Genomic DNA, 23,859 nt, shown 5'->3' with positions numbered 1-23,859 from the left:
GCTATGAACTCCAGTCGACCTTATCTGGTCCGCGCGCTCTACGAGTGGATTGTGGATAACGATTGCACCCCTCACATGCTGGTCAATTCCGAGTATCCGTCGGTGCAGGTGCCTCAGGGTTTTGCCAGTGACGGACAGATTGTCCTGAACGTATCACCGGCTGCCGTGCGTCATCTGCACATGGACAACGAGGCGGTCAGCTTCGAAGGGCGCTTCGGTGGCGTGCCACACACCCTGTACGTGCCTATTGCATCGATCCTGGGTATTTACGCCCGGGAGAATGGTCAGGGCATGGTGTTCGATCTGGAATCGCCGATGGAAGACGAGGAAGAGATCGAGCCGGATGATGATATTCCGCCGCCCGACAGCGAGCCGCCGCGTCCCAGCGGTCGACCCAGTTTGAAAGTGGTGAAATAAAAAAAGGGTGATCCGCAAGGATCACCCTTTTTTATTTCATGTAGGAGCCAGGCTTGCCGGCGAAGGCGTCATCGAAATCGCCTTCGCCGGCAAGCCTGGCTCCTACAGTGCGAAGGCGTCTTTGAAATCACCTTCGCCGGTAAGCCGGTATCAGTCGATGTACTCAAACAACTTCACAATCTTCTGCACACCGGAAACGCTCTGCACCAGATTGGTGGCCTGCGCCGCTTCCTGCTTGGTCAGCAGGCCCAACAGATAAACGATGCCATTCTCGGTGACGACCTTGATGCGCGAGCCCGGGATGTTCGGGTCGGTGAGCATCTGGGTCTTGATCTTGGAGGTCAGCCAGGTGTCGTTCTGGCGAGCAAGGAAGCCGGAGGGTGGCAGAACCTGCAGCTCGTTATGAACCTTCTTCACGCGCTGGACGGCGGAAGCAGCCTGTTCGGCCTTGGCCTTGAGGTCTGCGGTAGGCGTTTGCCCGGCGAGCAGTACGACACCGTTGAAGCTGGTGACGACAATGTGTGAATCATTGTCCAGGGCAGGATCGGCCTTGGCGACGTTCACGCCGACCTTGGTGTCGATCAGGGAGTCGTCGATCTTGCTGCCGAAGGTGCGCGTGCCGCGGTCATCTTCAATCGGCGCTTCACGGCTGGCGTTCACCACCGAGGTGCAGCCGCTGATGCCGAGGCACAGGGTCAAGGCCAGAAGGCCTAGGCGATTAGGGGTCATTCTTCACTCCCGAACAGTTGGCTGTCGATCAAATCGCAAAGGCAATGGATCGCCAGCAGGTGGACTTCCTGAATACGTGCGGTGACGTTGGCCGGTACGCGAATCTCGACGTCCTCAGGCAATAGCAGCGACGCCATGCCGCCGCCATCGCGACCAGTCAATGCTACGACAATCATTTCGCGATCATGTGCGGCCTGGATCGCTTGAATTATGTTCGCCGAGTTGCCGCTGGTGGAAATTGCCAGCAATACGTCACCCGGCTGGCCGAGGGCGCGGATCTGTTTGGAAAAGATTTCGTTGTAGCTGTAGTCGTTGGCGATCGAGGTGATCGTCGAGCTGTCGGTGGTCAGTGCAATGGCGGGCAGGCTCGGACGTTCGCGCTCGAAGCGGTTTAGCAGCTCGGACGAAAAGTGCTGGGCGTCACCGGCGGAGCCTCCGTTGCCGCAGGACAGCATTTTGCCCTCGTTGAGCAAGGCGTTGACCATCACCTGGCTGGCTTGCTCGATGTGCGGTGCAAGTACGTCCATCGCCATTTGCTTGGTGTCGATACTGGCCTGAAAAAGCTGGCGAATTCGGGATTGCATGTCCATCTGTGTGACCTTAATTAGCGCGGCTACTCGGCACATGAATGTGCAGCCCGCAAAGCAAAGAGCAAAAGTGTTGGGTAAAGGTGTCCGCTTCGGGGCGCACGCGATCAGCTGTCGAAGGCATTCTGCAACCAGTTCAACTGATCGAGGTTGCTGTCGATGGCAACCACGTCGAAGCGGCAGGGGGAATTGGCCCAACGCGACTCGCGCTGAAGAAAATACTGCGCGGCGAAAATCAGTTTCTGCCGTTTGCGCCCATCGATGCTGTCGAGCGCTCCACCCCATTGGGTGTTTTTTCTGTAGCGAACTTCAACGAATACTACTGTATCGCCATCAAGCATGACCAGATCAAGCTCGCCGCGTTTACACAACCAGTTCTGCGCCAGCAGGCGCAGACCCTGTTGTTGAAGATGCTCGAGCGCATGGCGCTCGGCATCTTTACCGCTTTGCTGACGTGACCTGTCAGGCATCAGCGCGGGGTATCCGGCAGGCGTTGAACCTGACCGTTGGTGAACTGTGCCCACGGCAACTGGCGCACCACGCGCTGGTTCTGAGTCATGCCCAGGCTGCCCGACTGGCCTTCAATGCGGCTGTCCGGCAGCGCCTTGAGTTGCCCCAGGCGCGGCGCCAGGCGATACGCATCCACGCCCATTGCGTACAGGCGCCCCAGGCTGCCGGCGGCTTGTGGCCATTGCGCGGTGACCTGCTTGCGCAGCGGATCATTGGCGTCCAGCAACCACGGGGTCTCGCAGAAGCGGATGCCGTTCATGTCGTTGTACTGGTTCACGTCGCCGCTGGCACTGAATACGTGGGACGTGGCGTAAACCGGCACATCGCCCGCGTACTGGAAGTTCAGGGTCGGTTTGATCTGCTGGGCCTGTTGCGGAGTCGCGGCCAGGAAGATGAACTCGATGTCCTGACGACGCGAAGGCTGGGCCGCTACCTGCGAGCCAACGGTGCTTTGCAGGCTCTTGGCGCGACCTTCGCTCTGACGCAGCTGGAACATGTCGGCAATCTGCTGGGCCAGTTGAACCGGTTGGTCAACGCGTTCGGTCGCGACGATGCTGCCACCGTTGGCTTGCCAGTCCTGGCTGAACGCTCGCATCACGCGATCGCCCCATTCGCCTTTCGGCACCATGATGGCGGCGCGGTGCAGGCCGTCGGCGCGAGCACGACGAGACACTTCGCGGGCTTCATCTTCAGCGGCCAAACCAAACTGGAACAGCTGAGCCGGACCTTGTTCGCCTTCGCTGTAGTTCAGCGCCAGGGTAGTGATCGGCAGTTGCGGGCGAGCACTTAGCTGTTTGACCAGCGGTTTTTCCAGCGGACCGACCACCAGTTGCACACCGTCGGCCTGGGCCTTGCGGTAGAATTCGTCCATCGAGGTCAGTTTCGAGCTGTCATAGAACTCGATGGCTGGCGGCTTCTGCCCGGCTTGTTGAGCCTGGTAGTGAGCGGCCATGAAACCTTCACGCAGTGCTTTGCCGACCGAGGCCAGCGGACCGTCTTGCGGCAGCAGCAGGGCGATCTTGCTCAGGGGCTGGCTGGCCAGCTCCTTGAGTTTGGTCAGTGGCAGCGGCAGCTGAGTGGCGGCCGGGTGTTTAGGGTTCTGTGCGCGCCAGGCGTCGATAGCGGCCTGCTGCTGTTCCAGGGTGCCAGCGGTTTTCACGGCCAGCGCCAGCGCCATCCAGCCGCCGAGGTCGTCGGTGGTGGTTGGCTGCAATTGGTCGGTTGGCAGCGAGGCGATCAGGGTCCAGATCGCTTCGTGGTTTTTGCTCGCCGCCTCACCTTCAAGCATTGGCGCGATGAAGATGCGCTCCCGTGCGGCGGCAAGCGTCTGGCCATCGGCCTCAAGGGCGCGAGCATGGACAGTGCCGGTGCGCACCTGTTGCTCGACCGGCAACTCGCTCAAGCGTTGCAGGCTTGGATGGCTCAAGGCAGTCAACGCCGCCTTGGGCTGGTTGCGCACCATGGCCAGTTCAGCCGCCAGGGTGCTGGCGAAGACTTGTTGGCCGGGCTTGAGTTGTTCCACCGGAACCTGTTGCAGGATTTGCGCGGACTGGCCGGCATTACCCTGACGATAAGCCAAGTCTGCCGCGCTCAGGCGCAACAGCGCGGCTTTTTCCGGATCCTTGCTTTGAGCGGCCTGTTCGAGCAGTTGCTCGATACTGGCATCCGGGGTCCGTGGAAGTTCGCCAAGGCTGGAAGAGGGCGAGCTGGCGCAAGCCGCCAGCAAGGCAGCGAGGCAGAGGGCAGTGAACAGCCGCAGGCAAGCGATCATGTAGTGTTCCTGATACTCGATCAAATTAGCGTGGAATTGTACCCAAGCGCTGGCCGGGGCGCGATGTTACTGGCGTGAATCGATCAATTTAGCTCGTGCAAATGTTGCCGCGCTGCACAAACGCCTGAAAAACCCGAGGCGGGCAGGGCGATCGCAAGCGCCGCTACGCGCTACAATGTCGCCTTTTACCGATCATGAGGTGTGCGCTTTGACTGCTCCAGGTGCTTTGAATTCCGCTGCTGGCTCGCTTTATGTGGTGGCGACGCCCATCGGCAACCTGGACGACATCAGTGCGCGTGCGCTGAAGATCCTGCGCGACGTCGCGTTGATCGCCGCCGAAGACACTCGTCACTCCCAGCGCTTGATGCAGCATTTCGGCATTCCCACGCCGCTGGCAGCCTGTCATGAACATAACGAGCGAGATGAAGGCAGCCGCTTTATCACCCGTTTGTTGGCGGGCGACGACGTGGCGTTGATCTCCGATGCCGGCACGCCGCTGATTTCCGATCCGGGTTATCACTTGGTCCGTCAGGCCCGTGCCGCGGGGATCAATGTGGTGCCGGTTCCGGGGGCCTGTGCATTGATCGCGGCGTTGTCGGCGGCGGGCCTGCCGTCGGACCGCTTCATTTTCGAAGGCTTCTTGCCAGCCAAGGCTGTGGGTCGGCGTGCTCGTCTGGAGCTGGTCAAGGAAGAACCGCGCACATTGATTTTCTATGAAGCGCCACATCGCATCCTTGAGTGCCTGCAAGACATGGAGCTGGTGTTCGGTCCCGAGCGTCCGGCGTTGCTGGCGCGTGAACTGACCAAAACCTTCGAAACCCTTAAAGGTTTGCCGTTGGCCGAGTTGCGCGAGTTCGTCGAGTCGGACAGCAATCAGCAGCGCGGCGAGTGCGTGGTGTTGGTGGCAGGCTGGTCGGCACCCGAGACCGAGGACGCGGTCAGCAGCGAAGCCATGCGCATCCTCAATCTGTTGCTTGAAGAGATGCCGCTCAAGCGCGCGGCGGCATTGGCGGCGCAAATTACCGGTGAGCGCAAGAATGTGCTCTATCAGGTTGCGCTGGATAAACAGAAGGGCGAGTAAAAAACCGACGCGCAGGAGTGGCTTGGGGCGTTTAGCGCTTGTTCTTCGGCCGCTCTGCCGTTAACCTTCGCGGCGGAGAGTCGATTGGACAGTCGCTGCCCTCTATGAAAATTAGGGGGGGGAGGAAAGTCCGGGCTCCATAGGGCGAAGTGCCAGGTAATGCCTGGGAGGCGTGAGCCTACGGAAAGTGCCACAGAAAATAACCGCCTAAGCGCTTCGGCGCCGGTAAGGGTGAAAAGGTGCGGTAAGAGCGCACCGCACGTCTGGCAACAGTTCGTGGCTAGGTAAACCCCACTTGGAGCAAGACCAAATAGGGTCCCAAGGCGTGGCCCGCGCTGGGACCGGGTAGGTTGCTAAAGATGTCCAGTGATGGCCATCGTAGACGAATGACTGTTCAAGACAGAACCCGGCTTACAGATCGACTCTCCACCTTTTTTCCCTCCCTGCTTTAATCATTGAGCAGGGCGCTGGTAGTAGCCTTTTCCCTCCTTCCAGAATCGTTGCCAGAACACTTTCGTAATACCGAAAAAATCTTACTCTTAACAAATTACTTTAACTTTCGAACGCAGCCTTCTGTGCTGATTCAAGTTATTGGACAAAATCATCTGCCAGATTGTCGTTACCCCTCCGTTTACCCTCCTAAATCTCAGTTCTGTAAGGCTTTTCCTTTAATCCGCGCCTTGACGGTGCGGTGGCCGCATTCCTATAGTGTGCACAAGTGGCGGAAAGTGGCATGAAGTGGGTTTTTTAAGCGTAAAACGCTAATATTTGGAGAAACGCTGACGTGTTTCGCGGAGCTAACGCTATCAGTCTCGACGCAAAGGGCCGTCTCGCCATGCCGAGCCGGTACCGTGACGAGCTCGTTTCGCGTAGTTCCGGTCAGTTGATCGTCACAATTGATGCCGTTGATCCGTGTTTGTGTGTTTACCCCCTCGATGAGTGGGAAATTATCGAAACCAAACTGCGCGCACTGCCTTCGCTTCGCGAAGAGAACCGCCGCCTGCAACGTTTACTGATTGGTAATGCCGTCGACCTCGAGCTCGATGGCAGTGGTCGTTTTCTGGTTCCACCGCGTCTTCGTGAATATGCCAAGTTGGATAAGCGCGCGATGTTGGTAGGCCAACTGAACAAGTTCCAATTGTGGGACGAGGATGCCTGGGACGCGGTTTCTGCCGCTGACCTGGCTGCTATTCAACAACCGGGCGCCATGCCTGATGAACTGCGTGATTTGATCCTGTGACTATTGATAGCGGCTTTAACCACATCACCGTACTGCTTGACGAAGCCGTGGAGGCTCTCGCCGTACGTCCTGATGGCTGCTATCTGGACGGTACGTTCGGGCGCGGCGGGCACAGTCGGTTGATCTTGAGCCAGCTCGGTCCCGAAGGTCGGGTCCTCGGATTCGACAAAGATCCTCAAGCGATTGCCACCGGGCAAACGCTAGCGGCCGAAGACGGCCGCTTTGTCGTTGTGCAACGCAGCTTTGCCGAGCTCGGTTCGGAAGTGGCCGAGCGCGGCCTGCATGGCAAGGTCAGTGGCGTTTTGCTCGACTTGGGCGTGTCTTCGCCACAGCTCGACGACCCTGAGCGCGGCTTCAGCTTCCTCAATGATGGCCCGCTGGACATGCGTATGGACCCGTCCCGCGGGATCAGCGCTGCCGAATTCGTCAACACCGCACCGGCGGAAGAAATCGCCCGGGTGTTCAAGGAATACGGCGAAGAACGTTTCTCCGGCCGCATGGCCCGTGCCGTGGCCGAGCGCCGCGACATCAAGCCGTTCGAGCGCACGGCCGATCTGGCTGAAGTCCTGAAAGTCGCCAACCCGGCATGGGAAAAGGGCAAGAACCCTGCCACCCGTGCGTTCCAGGGGCTGCGCATTCACGTCAACAACGAACTGGGCGATCTGGAAGCCGGCCTCGAAGCCGCGCTGGACTGCCTGGAAGTGGGCGGCCGCTTGGTCGTCATCAGCTTCCATTCGCTGGAAGACCGTATCGTCAAACTGTTCATGCGCAAACTGGTGAAAGGCGAAGCCGACAACCTGCCGCGCAACCTGCCGGTCCGTCACGTCGCTTTCGAACCGATCATCAAAATCCATGGCAAAGCGCAGTCCGCCTCCGAGGCCGAACTCAAAGCCAACCCACGTTCCCGCAGCGCCGTCATGCGCGTCGCGGAGAAGCTGCGGTGAGCAAGCTTTTCGCCAAGCCACTGCCCGGCGGCAGCTTCTTCATGATGCTGCTGTTTGTCGGCGTGCTCGTGTCGGCCATCGGCGTGTCGTACAGCGCCCACTGGAACCGTCAGTTGCTGAACTCGCTGTACGCCGAGTTGAGCGTGCGCGACAAGGCGCAGGCGGAGTGGGGGCGGTTGATTCTCGAGCAGAGCACCTGGACCGCCCACAGCCGTATTGAAGTCCTGGCCACCGAGCAACTGAAGATGCGCATTCCCGGCGCCGCTGAAGTGCAGATGGTGGCGCCATGATGAAACTCGAAGGCGCGCTGTTCCCATGGCGTTTCCGCCTGGTACTGGGTTTGCTGGGCGTCATGGTCGTGGCTATTTGCTGGCGCATCATCGACCTGCAAGTCGTCGACCGTGCCTTCCTTAAAGGTCAGGGCGATGCGCGCAGCGTTCGTCATATTCCGATTCCGGCTCACCGTGGTCTTATTACCGACCGTAACGGTGAGCCTTTGGCCGTGAGTACCCCGGTCACCACATTGTGGGCGAACGCCAAGGAAATGCAGCAGGCCAAAGAGAAATGGCCAGCACTGGCGGCCGCTCTGGGCCAGGATCCGAAAGCCCTGACCGAACGTCTCGAAGCCCAGGCCAACAAAGAATTCATCTATCTGGTGCGCGGGCTGACCCCCGAGCAGGGCCAGTCTGTGCTCGACCTGAAAGTGCCAGGTGTTTACGGCATCGAAGAATTCCGGCGTTTCTACCCGGCCGGTGAAGTCACCGCGCACATGGTCGGCTTTACCGACATCGATGACCACGGTCGTGAAGGGGTCGAACTGGCCTACGACGAATGGCTGGCCGGGGTCCCCGGCAAGCGACAGGTCATCAAGGATCGGCGTGGCCGACTTATCAAGGATGTCCAAGTCACCAAAAACGCCAAGGCCGGCAAGCCCTTGGCGTTGTCCATTGACTTGCGCCTGCAATATCTGGCCAACCGCGAGCTGCGTAACGCGATCATCGAGAACGGCGCCAAGGCCGGCAGCCTGGTGATCATGGACGTGAAGACCGGCGAGATCCTCGCCATGGTCAACCAGCCGACCTACAACCCGAACAACCGTCGCAACCTGCAACCGGCGATGATGCGCAACCGCGCAATGATCGACGTGTTCGAGCCGGGTTCGACCATGAAAGCCATTTCCATGAGTGCCGCGATCGAAACTGGCCGCTGGAAACCGAGCGACACCGTCGAGGTGTACCCGGGCACCTTGCAGATTGGCAAGTACACCATCAAGGACGTCTCCAAGTCCGAAGGCCCGGTGCTCGACCTGACCGGCATTCTGATCAATTCCAGTAACGTCGGCATGAGTAAGGTCGCGTTCGATATCGGCGGCGAAACCATCTTCCGTCTCGCGCAGAAAGTCGGGCTTGGCCAGGACACTGGTCTCGGCTTCCCGGGCGAGCGCGTCGGCAACCTGCCGAACTACCGCGAATGGCGCAAGGCTGAAACCGCGACGCTGTCCTACGGCTACGGTATTTCGGTGACGGCAATCCAGTTGGTCCACGCCTTTTCGGCCCTGGCCAACAACGGTCGCCTCGCGCCGCTGACCCTGATCAAAACCGACAAGCCTGCGCAAACCACGCAAGTGCTGCCGGAAGCCGTCGCGAAAACCATGCAAGGCATGCTGACCCAAGTGATCGAGGCACCGCGCGGTGTGTTCCGTGCGCAAGTGCCGGCGTATCACGTGGCAGGCAAGTCGGGTACTGCTCGTAAAACGTCGGTGGGCACCAAAGGCTACGCCGAGAATTCCTACCGTTCGCTGTTCGCCGGTTTCGGCCCGATGAGCGATCCGCGCTACGCCATCGTCGTGGTGATCGATGAACCGACCAAGGCCGGTTACTTCGGTGGTCTGGTATCGGCACCGGTGTTCAGCAAAGTGATGTCCGGGACACTGCGCCTGATGAACATCACGCCGGACAACCTGCCACCGACTCAAACTGCTAACGCCACACCGGTCGTTCCGCTGAAAGCCAATGGAGGGCGCGGCTAATGTCTCTGAGCCTGAACAAGATTTTTGCCCACGCCGGCCGCGATCTGTTGATCCGCGAACTGACCCTGGACAGCCGCAACGTGCGCGCTGGCGATCTGTTTCTCGCCGTTCCTGGCGGCAAGTACGACGGCCGCGCGCACATCGCCGATGCCTTGCAACGCGGTGCTTCCGCCGTGGCGTATGAAGTGGAAGGCGCTACCGTGTTGCCGATCACTGACGTGCCGCTGATTCCGGTCAAAGGCCTGGCGGCGCAGCTGTCGGACATCGCCGGTCGCTTTTATGGCGACCCGAGCCGGCACCTGAACCTGGTTGGCGTAACCGGCACCAACGGCAAAACCAGCGTGACGCAATTGGTCGCGCAAGCCTTGGACCTGCTCGGCCAACACTGCGGCATTGTCGGCACCCTGGGCACCGGTTTCTACGGCGCGCTGGAAAGCGGCCTGCACACCACGCCGAACCCGATCGCCGTGCAAGCGACCTTGGCTGACCTGAAAAAGGCCGGTGCCAAGGCTGTTGCCATGGAAGTGTCTTCCCACGGTCTGGATCAAGGCCGCGTGACTGCGCTGGCGTTTGATGTGGCGGTGATGACCAACCTGTCACGCGATCACCTGGATTACCACGGCACCATGCAAGCCTACGGCGAAGCCAAGGCCAAGCTGTTTGCCTGGAACGATTTGAAGTGCCGGGTGATCAATCTCGACGACGAGTTCGGCCGCCAACTGGCTGCGGACAAGCGTGAGTCGCGCCTGATCACCTACAGCCTTGAAGACTCGAGCGCCTACCTCTATTGCCGTGAAGCGCAGTTCAACGACGAAGGCGTGCGCGCCACGCTGGTCACGCCCCAGGGCGAGCATCATTTGCGCAGCACCTTGCTCGGTCGTTTCAATCTGAGCAACGTGCTGGCCGCGGTCGGCGCCTTGCTTGGCCTGGACTACGCGCTGGACGAAATCCTCAAGGTCCTGCCGAAACTCGAAGGCCCGGCCGGTCGCATGCAGCGTCTGGGCGGCGGCACTCAACCGCTGGTGGTGGTCGATTACGCCCACACCCCGGATGCGCTGGAAAAAGTATTGATGGCCCTGCGTCCGCACGCCAAAGGCCGTTTGTTGTGCCTGTTCGGCTGCGGCGGTGATCGTGATCGTGGCAAGCGTCCGCTGATGGCGGAAGTGGTCGAGCGTCTGGCCGACGGTGTGCTGGTGACCGATGACAATCCGCGTACCGAAGACCCGGCAGTCATTTTCGATGACATCCGCGCCGGCTTCACCGCTGTGGATAAAGTCACCTTCGTCGCTGGCCGTGGCCAGGCGATTGCCCAGTTGATCGCCAGCGCCTCGGCGGATGACGTGATTGTCCTGGCCGGTAAAGGTCACGAGGACTATCAGGAAATCAACGGCGAGCGTCATGACTTCTCCGATCTGGTCGAGGCCGATCACGCCTTGACCGCGTGGGAGGTGGCTCATGCTTAAAGCCTTGAAACTGAGCGAGCTGACCGGCGCACTGAATGCACGATTGATCGCGGCCGATGCCACGTTCGATGGCGTCAGCATCGACAGCCGCGCGATCAAGCCAGGCCAGCTCTTTATTGCGCTGACCGGCCCGCGTTTCGATGGTCACGATTACTTGAACGATGTGGCCAGTAAAGGCGCCGTCGGTGCGTTGGTCGAGCGCGAAGTCGCCGACAGCGCGCTGCCGCAATTGCTGGTTAAGGACACTCGCGAGGCGTTGGGCCAACTGGGGGCGATGAACCGTGCTGCGTTTACCAACCCTGTTGCGGCGATCACCGGTTCCAGCGGTAAAACCACGGTCAAGGAAATGCTCGCCAGCATCCTGCGTACGCGCGGTCCGGTACTGGCGACCCGTGGCAACTTGAACAACGACCTCGGCGTGCCGCTGACCCTGCTCGAACTCGCGCCGGAACACACCGCCGCCGTGATCGAACTCGGTGCTTCGCGTCTGGGCGAAATTGCCTACACCGTCGGCATGACCAAGCCACATGTGGCCGTGCTCAACAACGCCGGGACCGCCCACGTCGGCGAGTTTGGCGGGCCGGAAAAAATCGTTGAAGCCAAGGGCGAGATCATTGAAGGGCTGGATGCCGATGGCGTCGCCGTACTCAACCTTGACGACAAGGCGTTCGACATCTGGAAGACCCGCGCGGCCGGTCGCAAAGTCCTGACATTCGCCTTGAGCAATGTCAGCGCTGACTTCTACGCCAGCGATCTGGATCGCGATGCGCGCGGTTGCCCGGCCTTCAACCTGCACAGTCCTGAAGGTGTGGAGCGGGTTCAATTGAACCTGCTCGGCACCCATAACGTCGCCAATGCCTTGGCCGCCGCCGCTGCCGCCCATGCCTTGGGCGTGTCGCTGTTCGGCATCGCCACCGGGCTCGGCGCAGTGCAACCGGTCAAGGGTCGTACCGTCGCGCAACTGGCCACCAATGGCATGCGCGTGATCGATGACACGTACAACGCGAACCCCACCTCCATGTGCGCCGCCGTTGATATACTCGCCGGCTTTTCCGGCCGCACCGTTCTGGTGCTCGGAGATATCGGCGAACTGGGCGATTGGGCGGAGCAGGGCCACCGCGATGTGGGCGAGTACGCCCGTGGCAAGGTTTCTGCGCTTTACGCCGTCGGGCCACTGATGGCTCACGCCGTGAACGCTTTCGGTCCCCAGGCCTTTCACTTCAGCACTCAAGCTGAGCTGATCAAGGCCCTGGGCGCCGAGCAAGACACAAACACCACCATTTTGATCAAGGGCTCGCGCAGCGCTGCGATGGAAAACATCGTCGCCGCTTTGTGCGGGTCCAGCCTGGAGAAACATTAATGCTGCTGCTGCTAGCGGAGTATCTGCAACAGTTCTACAAAGGCTTCGCGGTCTTTCAGTACCTGACCCTGCGCGGGATCCTCGGTGTGCTGACCGCGCTGGTTTTGTCGCTGTGCTTTGGCCCGTGGATGATCCGCACGTTGCAGAACCGTCAGATCGGTCAATCCGTTCGTAACGACGGTCCACAATCGCACCTGTCCAAGTCGGGCACCCCGACCATGGGCGGCGCACTGATTCTGTCGTCCATCGGTGTCAGCACCTTGCTCTGGGCTGACCTGAGCAACCGCTATGTCTGGACCGTGTTGCTGGTGACGTTGCTGTTCGGCGCTATCGGCTGGGTCGACGACTACCGCAAAGTCATCGAGAAAAACTCCCGTGGCTTGCCAAGCCGCTGGAAATATTTCTGGCAGTCGGTGTTCGGCCTGGGCGCGGCGATCTTTCTGTATATGACCGCTGCGACGCCGGTGGAAACCACCCTGATCCTGCCGATGCTCAAGGACTACAGCATTCCGCTGGGCATAGGCTTCGTGGTCCTGACCTATTTCGTGATTGTCGGCTCGAGCAACGCGGTCAACCTGACCGACGGCCTCGACGGTCTGGCGATCATGCCGACGGTGATGGTCGGCGGCGGGCTGGGGATTTTCTGCTACCTGTCGGGTAACGTGAAATTCGCTGAATACCTGCTGATCCCCTATGTACCGGGCGCCGGTGAATTGATCGTGTTCTGCGGTGCCTTGATCGGTGCGGGCCTCGGATTCCTCTGGTTCAACACCTACCCGGCACAAGTCTTCATGGGCGACGTCGGCGCACTGGCGCTGGGCGCGGCCCTGGGCACCATCGCGGTGATCGTCCGTCAGGAAATCGTCCTGTTCATCATGGGCGGCGTGTTTGTGATGGAGACCCTGTCCGTCGTTATCCAGGTTGCGTCTTTCAAGCTGACCGGTCGCCGTGTGTTCCGCATGGCACCGATTCACCACCACTTTGAACTCAAGGGCTGGCCCGAGCCGCGCGTGATCGTCCGTTTCTGGATCATCACCGTGATTCTCGTATTGGTCGGCCTTGCCACCCTGAAGCTGAGGTAGAACGAGTGTCTCTGATCGCTTCTGACCACTTCCGCATCGTTGTCGGCCTCGGCAAGAGCGGCATGTCCCTGGTTCGCTTCCTGGCGAACCGGGGCACGTCGTTTGCTGTGGCCGATACGCGGGACAATCCACCGGAACTGGCCACGCTCAAGCGTGACTATCCGCACGTGGAAGTGCGTTGTGGCGAGCTGGACGTCGAGTTCCTGTGCCGTGCCGACGAGCTCTACGTGAGCCCCGGCCTGGCGCTGGCGACCCCGGCCCTGCAGGCTGCCGCTGCCCGTGGCGTGAAATTGTCCGGCGACATCGAGTTGTTTGCGCGTAACGCGAAGGCGCCGATCGTCGCCATCAGCGGTTCCAACGCAAAAAGCACCGTCACCACCCTGGTCGGCGAGATGGCTGCGGCGGCCGGCAAGCGTGTCGCCGTCGGTGGCAACCTCGGTACGCCGGCGCTGGATTTGCTCAGCGATGACGTCGAGTTGTACGTGATGGAGCTGTCGAGCTTCCAGCTCGAAACCACCGATCAACTCAACGCCGAAGTGGCAACCGTGCTCAACGTCAGCGAAGACCACATGGACCGTTACAGCGGTCTGCCGGCCTATCACCTGGCCAAGCATCGGATCTTCCGTGGTGCGAAGCAGTTTGTGGTCAACCGTCAGGACGCCCTGAGCCGTCCGCTGATGGGCGAGGGCCAGCCGTGCTGGACCTTCGGTTTGAGCAAACCTGATTTCAAGGCTTTCGGTATCCGCGAAGAAGACGGCGAGAAATACCTCGCCTTCGAATTCCAGAACCTGATGCCGGTGCGCGAGTTGAAAATTCGTGGCGCCCACAACCAGTCCAACGCCCTGGCGGCTTTGGCGCTGGGCCACGCCGTCGGCCTGCCGTTCGACGCCATGCTCTCGAGCCTGCGCACCTTCGCTGGCCTCGAGCATCGCTGCCAATGGGTCCGTGACCTGGATGGCGTGGGCTACTACAACGATTCCAAGGCCACCAACGTCGGCGCCGCACTGGCGGCCATCGAAGGGCTGGGCGCGGACATCGACGGCAAGGTCGTGCTGATCGCCGGTGGCGATGGCAAGGGCGCCGAGTTCAATGATCTGCGTGATCCGGTGGCGGCCAACTGCCGCGCCGTGATCCTGATGGGGCGCGACTCCGACAAGATCGGTGAGGCCATTGGCGATGCCGTGCCGCTGATTCGCGCCGTTTCGCTGATCGAAGCCGTCGAGCAGTGCCGCGCCGTTGCGCAACCGGGCGACGTCGTGCTGCTGTCGCCAGCCTGCGCCAGTTTCGACATGTTCAAGAATTACGAAGACCGTGGTCATCAGTTCGTCCGCGCCGTGGAGGAACTGGCATGAGCCTGCTGAATATCATCAAGCCCTATCCGTCGCCGATCATCACCGGGCGCGGGATCGACCTCGACTTCCCGATGCTCGCCGGTTGCCTGGCCTTGATCGGCCTCGGGCTGGTCATGATTGCATCGGCCTCGACCGAAGTGGGGGCCGTGCAGTCGGGCAGTGCCCTGTACTACATGATTCGCCACCTGATCTACATCGTGCTGGGCCTGGGTGCCTGCATCGTCACCATGATGATTCCGATCGCCACCTGGCAACGTCTGGGCTGGCTGATGCTGATTGGCGCGTTCGGTTTGCTGGTGATGGTGATCATCCCGGGGATCGGCCGTGAAGTGAACGGTTCGATGCGCTGGATCGGCTTCAGTTTCTTTAACGTCCAGCCTTCCGAGATCGCCAAGGTGTTCGTGGTGATCTACCTCGCCGGTTATCTGGTGCGTCGCCAGAAAGAAGTGCGCGAAAGCTGGATGGGCTTCTTCAAGCCGTTCATCGTTCTGCTGCCCATGGCCGGTCTGTTGCTGATGGAGCCGGACTTCGGCGCCACCGTTGTAATGATGGGCGCCGCGGCGGCGATGCTGTTCCTCGGCGGGGTCGGGCTGTTCCGTTTTTCCTTGATGGTGGTCCTCGCGGTCGGGGCCGTGGTGTTGTTGATTCAAGTGCAGCCGTATCGAATGGCGCGCCTGACCAACTTTGCCGATCCGTGGGCTGACCAGTTCGGTGCCGGGTATCAGTTGTCTCAGGCATTGATCGCGTTTGGTCGCGGCGAGTGGCTGGGCGTTGGCCTGGGCAACAGCGTGCAGAAACAGTTCTACCTGCCGGAAGCTCACACTGACTTCGTGTTCTCGGTCCTGGCCGAAGAACTGGGGGCCATAGGTTCCTTGTGCACGGTCGCGCTGTTCGTCTTCGTGTGTGTGCGTGGCATGTACATCGGTTATTGGGCCGAGAAGGCCAAGCAGTTCTTCGCCGCCTACATCGCGTACGGCCTGTCGTTCCTGTGGATCGGCCAGTTCCTGATCAACATCGGGGTGAACGTCGGCCTGCTGCCGACCAAAGGCCTGACCTTGCCTTTCCTCAGTTATGGCGGCAGTTCGTTGGTGATCTGCGGTGCCTGTCTCGGCTTGTTATTGCGCATCGAGTGGGAGAGTCGAACCCACCTGGGTAGCGAAGAGATGGAGTTCCATGAGAGCGACTTCGCCGAGGAGTCGAATCATGGGCGCTAACGTCTTGATCATGGCGGGCGGCACCGGTGGCCACGTGTTCCCGGCGCTGGCCTGTGCTCGCGAATTCCAGGCCCGCGGTTACACCGTGCACTGGCTCGGAACGCCGCGCGGGATCGAGAACGAGCTGGTGCCGATGGCCGGGATCGAGCTGCATCGGATCAATGCCAGCGGGTTGCGCGGCAAGGGCAAATTGTCCCTGCTCAAGGCCCCGTTCATGTTGCTCAAATCTGTCTGGCAGGCGCGGGCGATCATTCGTCAGCTGCGGCCGGTGTGCGTGGTCGGCTTCGGTGGTTATGTGACCGGTCCTGGCGGCGTTGCAGCCAAACTGGCCGGCGTGCCAGTGATCGTTCATGAGCAGAACGCCGTGGCCGGTACCGCCAATCGGTTGCTGGTGCCGTTGGCCGCCCGAGTCTGTGAAGCGTTCCCCGACACCTTTACCCTGTCGGACAGCCGTCGGACCACCGGTAACCCGGTGCGCACCGAGCTGTTCCTCGAAACACAGCGCCCCGCCCTGGCGGGTCGCAAGGCGCGTTTGCTGATCCTGGGCGGAAGCCTGGGCGCAGAGCCGTTGAACAAGTTGCTGCCTGAAGCCCTGTCGCAAGTCGCCCCCGACCTGCGCCCGGAAGTGTTTCATCAGGCCGGCAAAAACCACGATGAAGTGACTGCAGAGCGCTACCGCGCGGCTGGCGTCGAGGCGCAAGTGCAGCCTTTCATCAAAGACATGGCCCAAGCCTATGGCTGGGCCGACCTGGTGGTGTGCCGCGCAGGCGCATTGACCATCAGTGAACTGGCTGCCGCCGGTCTGCCCTCGATGCTGGTGCCTTTGCCCCACGCGATCGACGATCACCAGACCCGCAATGCCGATTATTTGGCCCGTGAAGGCGCTGCCTTCCTGATGCCGCAAAGAACGACTGGCGCAGCGGATCTTGCCGCACGCCTGACAGAGGTCCTGATGCAACCACAACGACTCAACGACATGGCCACCGCGGCACGCCGCCTGGCCAAACCCGATGCAACCCGTAACGTGGTCGATACCTGTCTGGAGGTGGCCCATGGTTGAGAAACAGAAAGCCATGCCGCAACCGGAAATGCGCCGCATCCGTCGCATCCACTTCGTCGGCATCGGCGGCGTGGGCATGTGCGGCATCGCCGAAGTGTTGTTGAACCTGGGCTATGAAGTGTCCGGTTCCGACCTGAAAGCATCGCCGGTGACCGAGCGTCTCGAGTCCTTTGGCGCGCAGATCTTCGTCGGCCACCGTGCCGAGAACGCCGCTGCCGCCGACGTGCTGGTGGTGTCGAGCGCGGTGAACACTTCCAACCCGGAAGTCGCCACCGCTTTGGAACGCCGTATCCCTGTGGTGCCTCGCGCCGAAATGCTGGCCGAGCTGATGCGCTATCGCCACGGCATCGCCGTCGCCGGTACGCACGGCAAAACCACCACCACCAGCCTGATCGCTTCGGTGTTCGCGGCCGGTGGCCTGGACCCGACGTTCGTCATCGGTGGCCGACTGAATGCCGCGGGCACCAATGCCCAGCTCGGCACCAGCCGCTACCTGATTGCCGAAGCCGACGAAAGCGACGCCAGTTTCCTGCACTTGCAGCCGCTGGTGGCCGTGGTCACCAACATCGACGCCGACCACATGGCGACCTACGACGGTGACTTCAACAAACTGAAGAAAACCTTCGTCGAGTTCCTCCACAACCTGCCGTTCTACGGTCTGGCGGTGGTGTGCCTGGACGATCCGGTGGTGCGTGAAATCCTGCCGCTGGTCAAACGCCCGACGGTCACTTATGGCTTCGGCGATGACTGCGACGTGCGCGCCATCAATGTACGCCAGCAAGGCATGCAGACCTTCTTCACCGTGCTGCGTCCTGAACGCGAGCCGCTGGATGTGTCGGTGAACATGCCGGGCAATCACAACGTCTTGAACGCCCTGGCCACCATCTGCATCGCCACCGACGAAGGCGTCAGCGATGAAGCCATCGTCCAGGGCCTGTCCGGGTTCCAGGGTGTCGGCCGTCGCTTCCAGGTCTACGGCGAACTGCCGGTAGACGGCGGCAACGTGATGCTGGTCGACGACTACGGTCACCACCCGACCGAAGTCGCGGCCGTGATCCAGGCCGTACGCGGAGGCTGGCCGGAACGCCGTCTGGTGATGGTTTACCAGCCGCACCGTTACAGCCGCACCCGCGACCTGTACGACGATTTCGTCAATGTACTGGCCGATGCCAACGTCCTGCTGCTGATGGAAGTCTACCCGGCCGGTGAAGAACCGATCCCGGGCGCCGACAGCCGCAAGTTGTGCAACAGCATTCGTCAGCGCGGTCAGCTGGACCCGATCTACATCGAGCGTGGCGTCGATCTCGCGCCGCTGGTCAAGCCGCTGCTGCGTGCCGGTGACATCCTGCTGTGCCAGGGCGCCGGTGATATCGGTGGTCTTGCCCCGAAACTGTTGGCCAGTCCGCTATTCGCGGGTGCTGTTGCCGCGCCGACTGTGGGGAAGTTGAAATGACTGCTGCTTACGCCAACCTCGTCTCCACTGTCGCGCCGAAAGACTTCGGTCGCGTCGCGGTGCTGTTCGGCGGCAAGAGTGCCGAGCGTGAGGTTTCCCTGAAGTCGGGTAACGCTGTGCTCGACGCGCTGCTGAGCGCCGGTGTGGATGCGTTCGGCCTCGATGTGGGCGATGACCTTTTGCAGCGTTTGCTGAACGAAAAGATCGACCGCGCCTTCGTCATTCTCCACGGTCGTGGTGGTGAAGACGGCAGCATGCAGGGCCTGCTCGAATGCCTGGGCATTCCGTACACCGGCAGCGGCATTCTGGCTTCGGCACTGGCCATGGACAAGCTGCGGACCAAGCAGGTCTGGCATAGCCTCGGCATCCCGACGCCACGCCACGCGGTACTGAGTTCCGAGGCCGATTGTATTTGCGCCGTGACGGAACTGGGCTTCCCTTTGATCGTCAAACCGGCCCATGAAGGTTCAAGTATCGGTATGGCCAAAGTGAGTTCCGCGTCGGAGTTGATCGACGCCTGGAAAGCGGCCAGTACCTACGATTCGCAAGTGTTGGTCGAGCAATGGATTCAAGGTCCGGAGTTCACCGTCGCCACCCTGCGTGACCAGGTGTTGCCACCGATTGCCCTGGGCACCACGCACAGTTTCTACGACTACGACGCCAAGTACGTGGCTTGCGATACCCAGTACCGGATCCCGTGTGGCCTGGACAGCAACAAAGAAAAAGAACTGATGGACCTCACGGCGAAAGCCTGTGAGGCGCTGGGTATCGCCGGTTGGGGCAGGGCAGACGTGATGCAGGACGCCGACGGGCAGTTCTGGTTCCTGGAAGTCAATACCGCGCCGGGCATGACCGATCACAGTCTGGTGCCGATGGCGGCCCGTGCTGCCGGTCTGGATTTCCAGCAACTGGTTCTGGCGATTCTGGCGGCAAGTATTGCCAGCGACGAAGAGCCGCGAGGATAAGACCATGCAAGGCGCACAGCTACGACATCAGCCCCCTTCAGCACCCGGCCGCAAGCCGGTGCCACGGGGTGCCAGCCGAATGGTGGCCAAAGAGCCGATGTCTGCGCGCCTGCCGAAAGCCAACTTCGGCTTTCTGAAAAGCCTGTTCTGGCCGGTGCTTTTGGTTGCGTTGGGCTTCGGTACCTACGAAGGCGCACAGCGTTTGCTGCCGTACGCCGACCGGCCGATCACCAAGATCAACGTGCAGGGCGACTTGAGTTACATCAGCCAGCAAGCGGTGCAGCAGCGGATCGCCCCGTACGTGGCGTCGAGCTTCTTCACCATTGATCTTGCGAGCATGCGCACCGAACTTGAAACGATGCCATGGATTGCCCACGCCGAAGTGCGCAGGGTATGGCCGGATCAAGTGATGATCCGCCTGGAAGAACAACTGCCGGTGGCCCGTTGGGGCGATGAATCGCTGTTGAACAACCAGGGTCAGGCGTTCACCCCGCGTGAGCTGGCGAACTACGAACACTTGCCACAGCTGTTCGGCCCACAACGGGCTCAACAGCAAGTGATGCAGCAATACCAGGTGCTGAGCCAGATGCTCAGGCCGTTGGGCTTCTCGATTGCACGCCTGGAGTTGCGTGAACGAGGCAGCTGGTTCCTGACCACCGGCGCCGGCAGCGCTGGCCCGGGGATCGAACTGCTGCTGGGACGCGGAAAGCAGGTGGAAAAGATGCGCCGCTTCATTGCCATCTATGACAAGACGCTTAAAGAACAGATTACGAACATTGCGCGCATCGATCTGCGCTACGCCAACGGCCTCGCTGTTGGCTGGCGGGAACCTGTAGCGCCCACGACAGCCCAACCCGCTGTCGCGAAGAATTAAGAAGAGGCAGGACCCATGGCAAACGTGCAAAGCGGCAAAATGATCGTCGGTCTCGATATCGGCACCTCCAAGGTGGTGGCGCTGGTCGGCGAGGTCTCGGACGACGGCACGCTGGAAATCGTCGGGATCGGCACTCATCCGTCCCGTGGCCTGAAGAAAGGCGTGGTGGTGAACATCGAGTCCACCGTGCAATCGATCCAGCGCGCGATCGAAGAAGCGCAGCTGATGGCCGGTTGCCGGATCCACTCGGCGTTCGTCGGCGTGGCCGGCAATCACATCCGCAGCCTGAACTCCCACGGCATCGTGGCGATTCGTGATCGCGAAGTCAGCGCTGCCGACCTTGAGCGCGTCCTCGACGCCGCTCAGGCCGTGGCGATCCCGGCTGACCAGCGCGTGCTGCACACCTTGCCGCAGGATTACGTGATCGATAACCAGGAAGGCGTTCGTGAGCCGCTGGGCATGTCGGGCGTACGACTGGAAGCCAAGGTTCACGTGGTCACCTGCGCCGTCAACGCCGCACAGAACATTGAAAAATGCGTGCGTCGCTGCGGCCTGGAAATCGACGACATCATTCTCGAGCAGCTGGCGTCCGCGTATTCGGTCCTGACCGACGACGAGAAAGAGCTGGGCGTGTGCCTGGTGGACATCGGTGGCGGCACCACCGACATCGCAATCTTCACCGAAGGCGCGATCCGTCACACCGCGGTGATCCCGATTGCGGGCGATCAGGTGACCAACGACATCGCCATGGCGTTGCGCACCCCGACCCAATACGCCGAAGAAATCAAGATTCGCTACGCCTGCGCCCTGGCCAAGCTGGCCGGTGCCGGTGAAACCATCAAAGTGCCAAGCGTTGGTGACCGTCCGCCGCGCGAGCTGTCCCGCCAGGCCCTGGCCGAAGTGGTCGAGCCGCGTTACGACGAGCTGTTCACGCTGATCCAGGCCGAACTGCGTCGCAGCGGCTACGAAGACCTGATCCCGGCCGGCATCGTGCTGACCGGCGGTACGTCGAAGATGGAAGGCGCGGTCGAGTTGGCCGAAGAGATCTTCCACATGCCGGTCCGCCTGGGCGTGCCCCATGGCGTCAAGGGTCTGGACGATGTGGTTCGCAACCCGATTTATTCCACCGGCGTTGGCCTGTTGATGTACGGCCTGCAGAAGCAGTCCGACGGGATTTCGTTCTCGGGCATCAGCAGCCGCGACAGTTACAGCAATGAAGAACCGAAAGTCGCCTTGCTCGATCGCTTCAAGAGCTGGGTACAAGGCAACTTCTAAAGATTTACCGCAGTACCGTTGTAGATACAGGCAGTAGGCGAAAAAACTAGAGAAATGAAAGGAGAGGGAAAATGTTCGAACTCGTAGACAACGTCCCCGCAAGTCCGGTAATTAAAGTTATCGGTGTTGGCGGAGGTGGCGGCAACGCCGTCAATCATATGGTCAAGAGCAACATTGAAGGCGTTGAATTCATCTGCGCCAACACTGATGCCCAGGCGCTGAAAAGTATCGGCGCGCGGACCATCCTGCAACTGGGCACCGGCGTGACCAAAGGTCTGGGCGCCGGCGCCAACCCTGAAGTAGGTCGTCAGGCCGCTCTCGAAGATCGTGAGCGCATTGCCGAAGTCCTGCAGGGCACCAATATGGTGTTCATCACCACTGGCATGGGCGGTGGTACCGGTACCGGTGCTGCGCCGATCATTGCTGAAGTGGCCAAGGAAATGGGGATTCTCACCGTTGCGGTGGTGACCCGTCCGTTCCCGTTCGAAGGCCGCAAGCGCATGCAGATCGCCGACGAGGGTATCCGTCTGCTGTCTGAAAGCGTCGACTCGTTGATCACCATTCCCAACGAGAAGCTGCTGACCATCCTTGGCAAGGACGCAAGCCTGCTGTCCGCATTCGCCAAGGCCGACGATGTATTGGCCGGTGCCGTTCGCGGTATCTCCGACATCATCAAGCGTCCAGGCATGATCAACGTCGACTTTGCCGACGTACGGACCGTGATGAGCGAAATGGGTATGGCGATGATGGGCACTGGCTGCGCCAGCGGTCCGAACCGTGCACGTGAGGCCACCGAAGCGGCCATTCGCAACCCGTTGCTCGAAGACGTGAACCTGCAAGGTGCACGCGGCATCCTGGTGAACATCACCGCCGGTCCTGACCTGTCCCTGGGTGAGTACTCCGACGTGGGTAGCATCATCGAAGCCTTCGCTTCCGAGCACGCGATGGTCAAGGTCGGTACCGTTATCGATCCGGACATGCGCGACGAGTTGCACGTGACTGTGGTTGCCACTGGTCTGGGCGCGAAAATCGAGAAGCCTGTTAAGGTCATCGACAACACCGTTCACACTTCCATGGCCTCCCAGCCGCAACAATCGGCGCCCGCTCGTCAGGAACAACCGGCGGTAAACTACCGTGACCTGGACCGTCCGACCGTCATGCGCAACCAGGCTCAGGCCGGTGCTGCGACTGCCGCGAAGATGAATCCGCAAGATGATCTGGATTACCTGGACATCCCGGCTTTCCTGCGTCGTCAGGCTGATTGATGGAATGTATCAGGGCTATGAAGGTGATTGGTGTTCAGCAAAGGCGTGGTCTGCTATCATCGCCAGCCTTTGTTGATACCAGTTCGCAATTTGCGCTGAAGCGGCCCAAGCCATGATTAAACAACGCACACTGAAAAATATTATCCGTGCCACAGGTGTAGGCCTGCACTCCGGTGAGAAGGTCTACCTGACCCTCAAGCCTGCGCCTGTCGACACTGGCATTGTGTTTTGTCGCGCTGACCTCGACCCTGTGGTGCAGATTCCTGCCCGCGCGGAAAACGTTGGCGAAACCACTATGTCCACCACGCTGGTTAACGGTGACGTCAAAGTGGACACGGTAGAGCACTTGCTCTCGGCCATGGCTGGCCTGGGCATCGATAACGCCTACGTCGAGCTCTCCGCGTCCGAAGTCCCGATCATGGATGGTAGCGCTGGACCTTTCGTATTCCTGATTCAATCGGCCGGCCTGGAAGAACAGGACGCACCGAAGAAGTTCATCCGGATCCTGCGGGAAGTGACAGTAGAAGATGGCGACAAGCGCGCCACTTTCGTCCCTTTCGAAGGCTTCAAGGTGAGCTTCGAGATCGATTTCGATCACCCGGTTTTCCGTAACCGCACTCAAAGTGCAAGCGTGGATTTTTCCAGCACTTCGTTCGTAAAAGAAGTCAGCCGCGCCCGTACCTTTGGTTTCATGAGTGACATCGAGTACCTGCGCAAGCACAACCTCGCACTCGGCGGCAGCGTTGAAAACGCTATTGTGGTCGACGCGGATGGTGTACTGAACGAAGACGGCCTTCGCTATGAAGACGAATTCGTGAAGCACAAGATCCTCGATGCAATTGGTGATCTCTACCTGCTGGGCAATAGCCTGATTGGTGAGTTCAAGGGCTTCAAGTCCGGACATGCATTGAACAACCAGCTGCTGCGCAAGTTGATTGAGCAGACAGATGCTTGGGAAGTCGTGACTTTCGAAGACGCCAGCACTGCACCGATCTCTTACATGCGTCCCGTTGCGGCCGTGTAAGTAAAAAAACCTCTCTAGTTTTTAAAGGCTGCCTTCGGGTGGCCTTTTTTTATGCCCGGTTTTTTTGGCGTCAGGGCTGGCCCCTTCGCGGGCAAGCCTCGCTCCTACAGGTACGAGGCGACCACGGAAGTTGGTGCAACGCAGTCGTGTAGGAGCGAGGCTTG

22 protein-coding genes and 1 other RNA gene are annotated in these 23,859 nt (G+C 60.6%); 19 read left to right on the top strand and 4 right to left on the bottom strand.

The window, feature by feature from the left end; all coding sequences use genetic code 11:
- Nucleotides 1-3 precede the first annotated feature (3 nt).
- Nucleotides 4-417, top strand: coding sequence for a ClpXP protease specificity-enhancing factor (locus ACYZTM_RS09845; protein ID WP_008155980.1), 414 nt, complete (start codon nucleotides 4-6; stop codon nucleotides 415-417).
- A 150-nt stretch (nucleotides 418-567) separates the two neighbouring features.
- On the opposite strand, the gene ACYZTM_RS09840 is transcribed toward ACYZTM_RS09845, so the two are convergent.
- The 4 genes from ACYZTM_RS09840 to ACYZTM_RS09825 form a co-directional block, all read right to left on the bottom strand.
- Nucleotides 568-1,146 (bottom strand): BON domain-containing protein, encoded by a 579-nt coding sequence (locus tag ACYZTM_RS09840; RefSeq protein WP_131059442.1) that lies wholly within the window; start codon nucleotides 1,144-1,146, stop codon nucleotides 568-570.
- Complete coding sequence (locus ACYZTM_RS09835) at nucleotides 1,143-1,736, bottom strand: phosphoheptose isomerase (protein WP_008025961.1); 594 nt, start codon at nucleotides 1,734-1,736, stop codon at nucleotides 1,143-1,145. Before ACYZTM_RS09835 ends, ACYZTM_RS09840 begins: the two co-directional genes overlap by 4 nt.
- A gap of 104 nt (nucleotides 1,737-1,840) precedes the next feature.
- Complete coding sequence (locus tag ACYZTM_RS09830; RefSeq protein ID WP_007904371.1) at nucleotides 1,841-2,203, bottom strand: YraN family protein; 363 nt, start codon at nucleotides 2,201-2,203, stop codon at nucleotides 1,841-1,843.
- Entirely contained in the window at nucleotides 2,203-4,014 is a 1,812-nt protein-coding gene (locus ACYZTM_RS09825; RefSeq protein ID WP_461988398.1) for a penicillin-binding protein activator, read from the bottom strand. Before ACYZTM_RS09825 ends, ACYZTM_RS09830 begins: the two co-directional genes overlap by 1 nt.
- Before the next feature lie 175 nt (nucleotides 4,015-4,189).
- On the opposite strand from ACYZTM_RS09825, the gene rsmI reads away from it, so the two are divergent.
- From rsmI to lpxC, 18 genes are all read left to right on the top strand, one after another.
- Nucleotides 4,190-5,095 carry a 16S rRNA (cytidine(1402)-2'-O)-methyltransferase gene (rsmI, locus tag ACYZTM_RS09820; RefSeq protein ID WP_165557428.1) on the top strand — a complete coding sequence of 302 codons (906 nt, stop codon included), beginning with the start codon at nucleotides 4,190-4,192 and terminating at the stop codon, nucleotides 5,093-5,095.
- A 76-nt stretch (nucleotides 5,096-5,171) separates the two neighbouring features.
- Nucleotides 5,172-5,525: RNase P RNA component class A (rnpB, locus tag ACYZTM_RS09815), an RNA gene on the top strand.
- A 354-nt stretch (nucleotides 5,526-5,879) separates the two neighbouring features.
- A complete protein-coding gene (mraZ, locus tag ACYZTM_RS09810) occupies nucleotides 5,880-6,335 on the top strand; it encodes a division/cell wall cluster transcriptional repressor MraZ (RefSeq protein ID WP_008147486.1) in 456 nt (151 codons plus the stop codon).
- A complete protein-coding gene (gene rsmH / locus ACYZTM_RS09805) occupies nucleotides 6,332-7,279 on the top strand; it encodes a 16S rRNA (cytosine(1402)-N(4))-methyltransferase RsmH (RefSeq protein ID WP_165557427.1) in 948 nt (315 codons plus the stop codon). The genes mraZ and rsmH overlap by 4 nt, the downstream gene beginning before the upstream one ends.
- A complete protein-coding gene (ftsL, locus tag ACYZTM_RS09800; protein WP_131059439.1) occupies nucleotides 7,276-7,569 on the top strand; it encodes a cell division protein FtsL in 294 nt (97 codons plus the stop codon). The genes rsmH and ftsL overlap by 4 nt, the downstream gene beginning before the upstream one ends.
- Nucleotides 7,569-9,308, top strand: coding sequence for a peptidoglycan D,D-transpeptidase FtsI family protein (locus ACYZTM_RS09795; RefSeq protein ID WP_178083821.1), 1,740 nt, complete (start codon nucleotides 7,569-7,571; stop codon nucleotides 9,306-9,308). Before ftsL ends, ACYZTM_RS09795 begins: the two co-directional genes overlap by 1 nt.
- Nucleotides 9,308-10,771 (top strand): UDP-N-acetylmuramoyl-L-alanyl-D-glutamate--2,6-diaminopimelate ligase, encoded by a 1,464-nt coding sequence (locus ACYZTM_RS09790; protein WP_461988395.1) that lies wholly within the window; start codon nucleotides 9,308-9,310, stop codon nucleotides 10,769-10,771. Before ACYZTM_RS09795 ends, ACYZTM_RS09790 begins: the two co-directional genes overlap by 1 nt.
- Nucleotides 10,764-12,131 carry a UDP-N-acetylmuramoyl-tripeptide--D-alanyl-D-alanine ligase gene (locus tag ACYZTM_RS09785; RefSeq protein WP_131059436.1) on the top strand — a complete coding sequence of 456 codons (1,368 nt, stop codon included), beginning with the start codon at nucleotides 10,764-10,766 and terminating at the stop codon, nucleotides 12,129-12,131. Before ACYZTM_RS09790 ends, ACYZTM_RS09785 begins: the two co-directional genes overlap by 8 nt.
- On the top strand, nucleotides 12,131-13,213 hold the full coding sequence (mraY, locus tag ACYZTM_RS09780; RefSeq protein WP_131059435.1) for a phospho-N-acetylmuramoyl-pentapeptide-transferase: 1,083 nt from the start codon (nucleotides 12,131-12,133) through the stop codon (nucleotides 13,211-13,213). Before ACYZTM_RS09785 ends, mraY begins: the two co-directional genes overlap by 1 nt.
- A 5-nt stretch (nucleotides 13,214-13,218) precedes the next feature.
- A complete protein-coding gene (gene murD, locus ACYZTM_RS09775; RefSeq protein WP_461988393.1) occupies nucleotides 13,219-14,565 on the top strand; it encodes a UDP-N-acetylmuramoyl-L-alanine--D-glutamate ligase in 1,347 nt (448 codons plus the stop codon).
- Nucleotides 14,562-15,779, top strand: coding sequence for a putative lipid II flippase FtsW (gene ftsW, locus ACYZTM_RS09770; RefSeq protein WP_131059433.1), 1,218 nt, complete (start codon nucleotides 14,562-14,564; stop codon nucleotides 15,777-15,779). Before murD ends, ftsW begins: the two co-directional genes overlap by 4 nt.
- Nucleotides 15,769-16,839, top strand: coding sequence for an undecaprenyldiphospho-muramoylpentapeptide beta-N-acetylglucosaminyltransferase (gene murG / locus ACYZTM_RS09765; RefSeq protein ID WP_131059432.1), 1,071 nt, complete (start codon nucleotides 15,769-15,771; stop codon nucleotides 16,837-16,839). The genes ftsW and murG overlap by 11 nt, the downstream gene beginning before the upstream one ends.
- Entirely contained in the window at nucleotides 16,832-18,292 is a 1,461-nt protein-coding gene (gene murC / locus ACYZTM_RS09760; protein ID WP_461988390.1) for a UDP-N-acetylmuramate--L-alanine ligase, read from the top strand. The genes murG and murC overlap by 8 nt, the downstream gene beginning before the upstream one ends.
- A complete protein-coding gene (locus tag ACYZTM_RS09755; protein WP_461988388.1) occupies nucleotides 18,289-19,257 on the top strand; it encodes a D-alanine--D-alanine ligase in 969 nt (322 codons plus the stop codon). Before murC ends, ACYZTM_RS09755 begins: the two co-directional genes overlap by 4 nt.
- Nucleotides 19,258-19,261: 4 nt before the next feature.
- Complete coding sequence (locus tag ACYZTM_RS09750) at nucleotides 19,262-20,131, top strand: cell division protein FtsQ/DivIB (RefSeq protein WP_131059429.1); 870 nt, start codon at nucleotides 19,262-19,264, stop codon at nucleotides 20,129-20,131.
- Between the two features lie 15 nt (nucleotides 20,132-20,146).
- A complete protein-coding gene (gene ftsA / locus ACYZTM_RS09745; protein WP_128873758.1) occupies nucleotides 20,147-21,406 on the top strand; it encodes a cell division protein FtsA in 1,260 nt (419 codons plus the stop codon).
- 71 nt (nucleotides 21,407-21,477) lie between these two features.
- Nucleotides 21,478-22,671: a cell division protein FtsZ gene (gene ftsZ / locus ACYZTM_RS09740; RefSeq protein WP_131059428.1), complete on the top strand. Its 1,194-nt coding sequence runs from the start codon at nucleotides 21,478-21,480 to the stop codon at nucleotides 22,669-22,671.
- A gap of 112 nt (nucleotides 22,672-22,783) precedes the next feature.
- Nucleotides 22,784-23,695, top strand: a complete 912-nt coding sequence (lpxC, locus tag ACYZTM_RS09735; protein ID WP_131059427.1) for a UDP-3-O-acyl-N-acetylglucosamine deacetylase — start codon at nucleotides 22,784-22,786, stop codon at nucleotides 23,693-23,695.
- Nucleotides 23,696-23,859: the final 164 nt, after the last annotated feature.

The sequence above is a fragment of the Pseudomonas sp. MDT2-39-1 genome (genome assembly GCF_054898085.1).
Note: the sequence above shows the minus strand (reverse complement) of the source record. Positions and strands in the feature narration are given on the sequence as shown.

Excerpts from the sequence above, each read along its gene's own strand:
- murG (WP_131059432.1), top strand. The coding sequence starts at position 15,769 with ATGGGCGCTAACGTCTTGATCATGGCGGGCGGCACCGGTGGCCACGTG.
- ACYZTM_RS09845 (WP_008155980.1), top strand. The coding sequence starts at position 4 with ATGAACTCCAGTCGACCTTATCTGGTCCGCGCGCTCTACGAGTGGATT.
- mraY (WP_131059435.1), top strand. The coding sequence starts at position 12,131 with ATGCTGCTGCTGCTAGCGGAGTATCTGCAACAGTTCTACAAAGGCTTC.
- ftsW (WP_131059433.1), top strand. The coding sequence starts at position 14,562 with ATGAGCCTGCTGAATATCATCAAGCCCTATCCGTCGCCGATCATCACC.
- ftsA (WP_128873758.1), top strand. The coding sequence starts at position 20,147 with ATGGCAAACGTGCAAAGCGGCAAAATGATCGTCGGTCTCGATATCGGC.
- rsmI (WP_165557428.1), top strand. The coding sequence starts at position 4,190 with ATGTCGCCTTTTACCGATCATGAGGTGTGCGCTTTGACTGCTCCAGGT.
- murC (WP_461988390.1), top strand. The coding sequence starts at position 16,832 with ATGGTTGAGAAACAGAAAGCCATGCCGCAACCGGAAATGCGCCGCATC.
- ACYZTM_RS09790 (WP_461988395.1), top strand. The coding sequence starts at position 9,308 with ATGTCTCTGAGCCTGAACAAGATTTTTGCCCACGCCGGCCGCGATCTG.
- ACYZTM_RS09785 (WP_131059436.1), top strand. The coding sequence starts at position 10,764 with ATGCTTAAAGCCTTGAAACTGAGCGAGCTGACCGGCGCACTGAATGCA.
- ftsZ (WP_131059428.1), top strand. The coding sequence starts at position 21,478 with ATGTTCGAACTCGTAGACAACGTCCCCGCAAGTCCGGTAATTAAAGTT.
- ACYZTM_RS09755 (WP_461988388.1), top strand. The coding sequence starts at position 18,289 with ATGACTGCTGCTTACGCCAACCTCGTCTCCACTGTCGCGCCGAAAGAC.
- ACYZTM_RS09750 (WP_131059429.1), top strand. The coding sequence starts at position 19,262 with ATGCAAGGCGCACAGCTACGACATCAGCCCCCTTCAGCACCCGGCCGC.
- lpxC (WP_131059427.1), top strand. The coding sequence starts at position 22,784 with ATGATTAAACAACGCACACTGAAAAATATTATCCGTGCCACAGGTGTA.
- ACYZTM_RS09830 (WP_007904371.1), bottom strand. The coding sequence starts at position 2,203 with ATGCCTGACAGGTCACGTCAGCAAAGCGGTAAAGATGCCGAGCGCCAT.
- ACYZTM_RS09840 (WP_131059442.1), bottom strand. The coding sequence starts at position 1,146 with ATGACCCCTAATCGCCTAGGCCTTCTGGCCTTGACCCTGTGCCTCGGC.
- ACYZTM_RS09795 (WP_178083821.1), top strand. The coding sequence starts at position 7,569 with ATGAAACTCGAAGGCGCGCTGTTCCCATGGCGTTTCCGCCTGGTACTG.
- ACYZTM_RS09825 (WP_461988398.1), bottom strand. The coding sequence starts at position 4,014 with ATGATCGCTTGCCTGCGGCTGTTCACTGCCCTCTGCCTCGCTGCCTTG.
- ACYZTM_RS09835 (WP_008025961.1), bottom strand. The coding sequence starts at position 1,736 with ATGGACATGCAATCCCGAATTCGCCAGCTTTTTCAGGCCAGTATCGAC.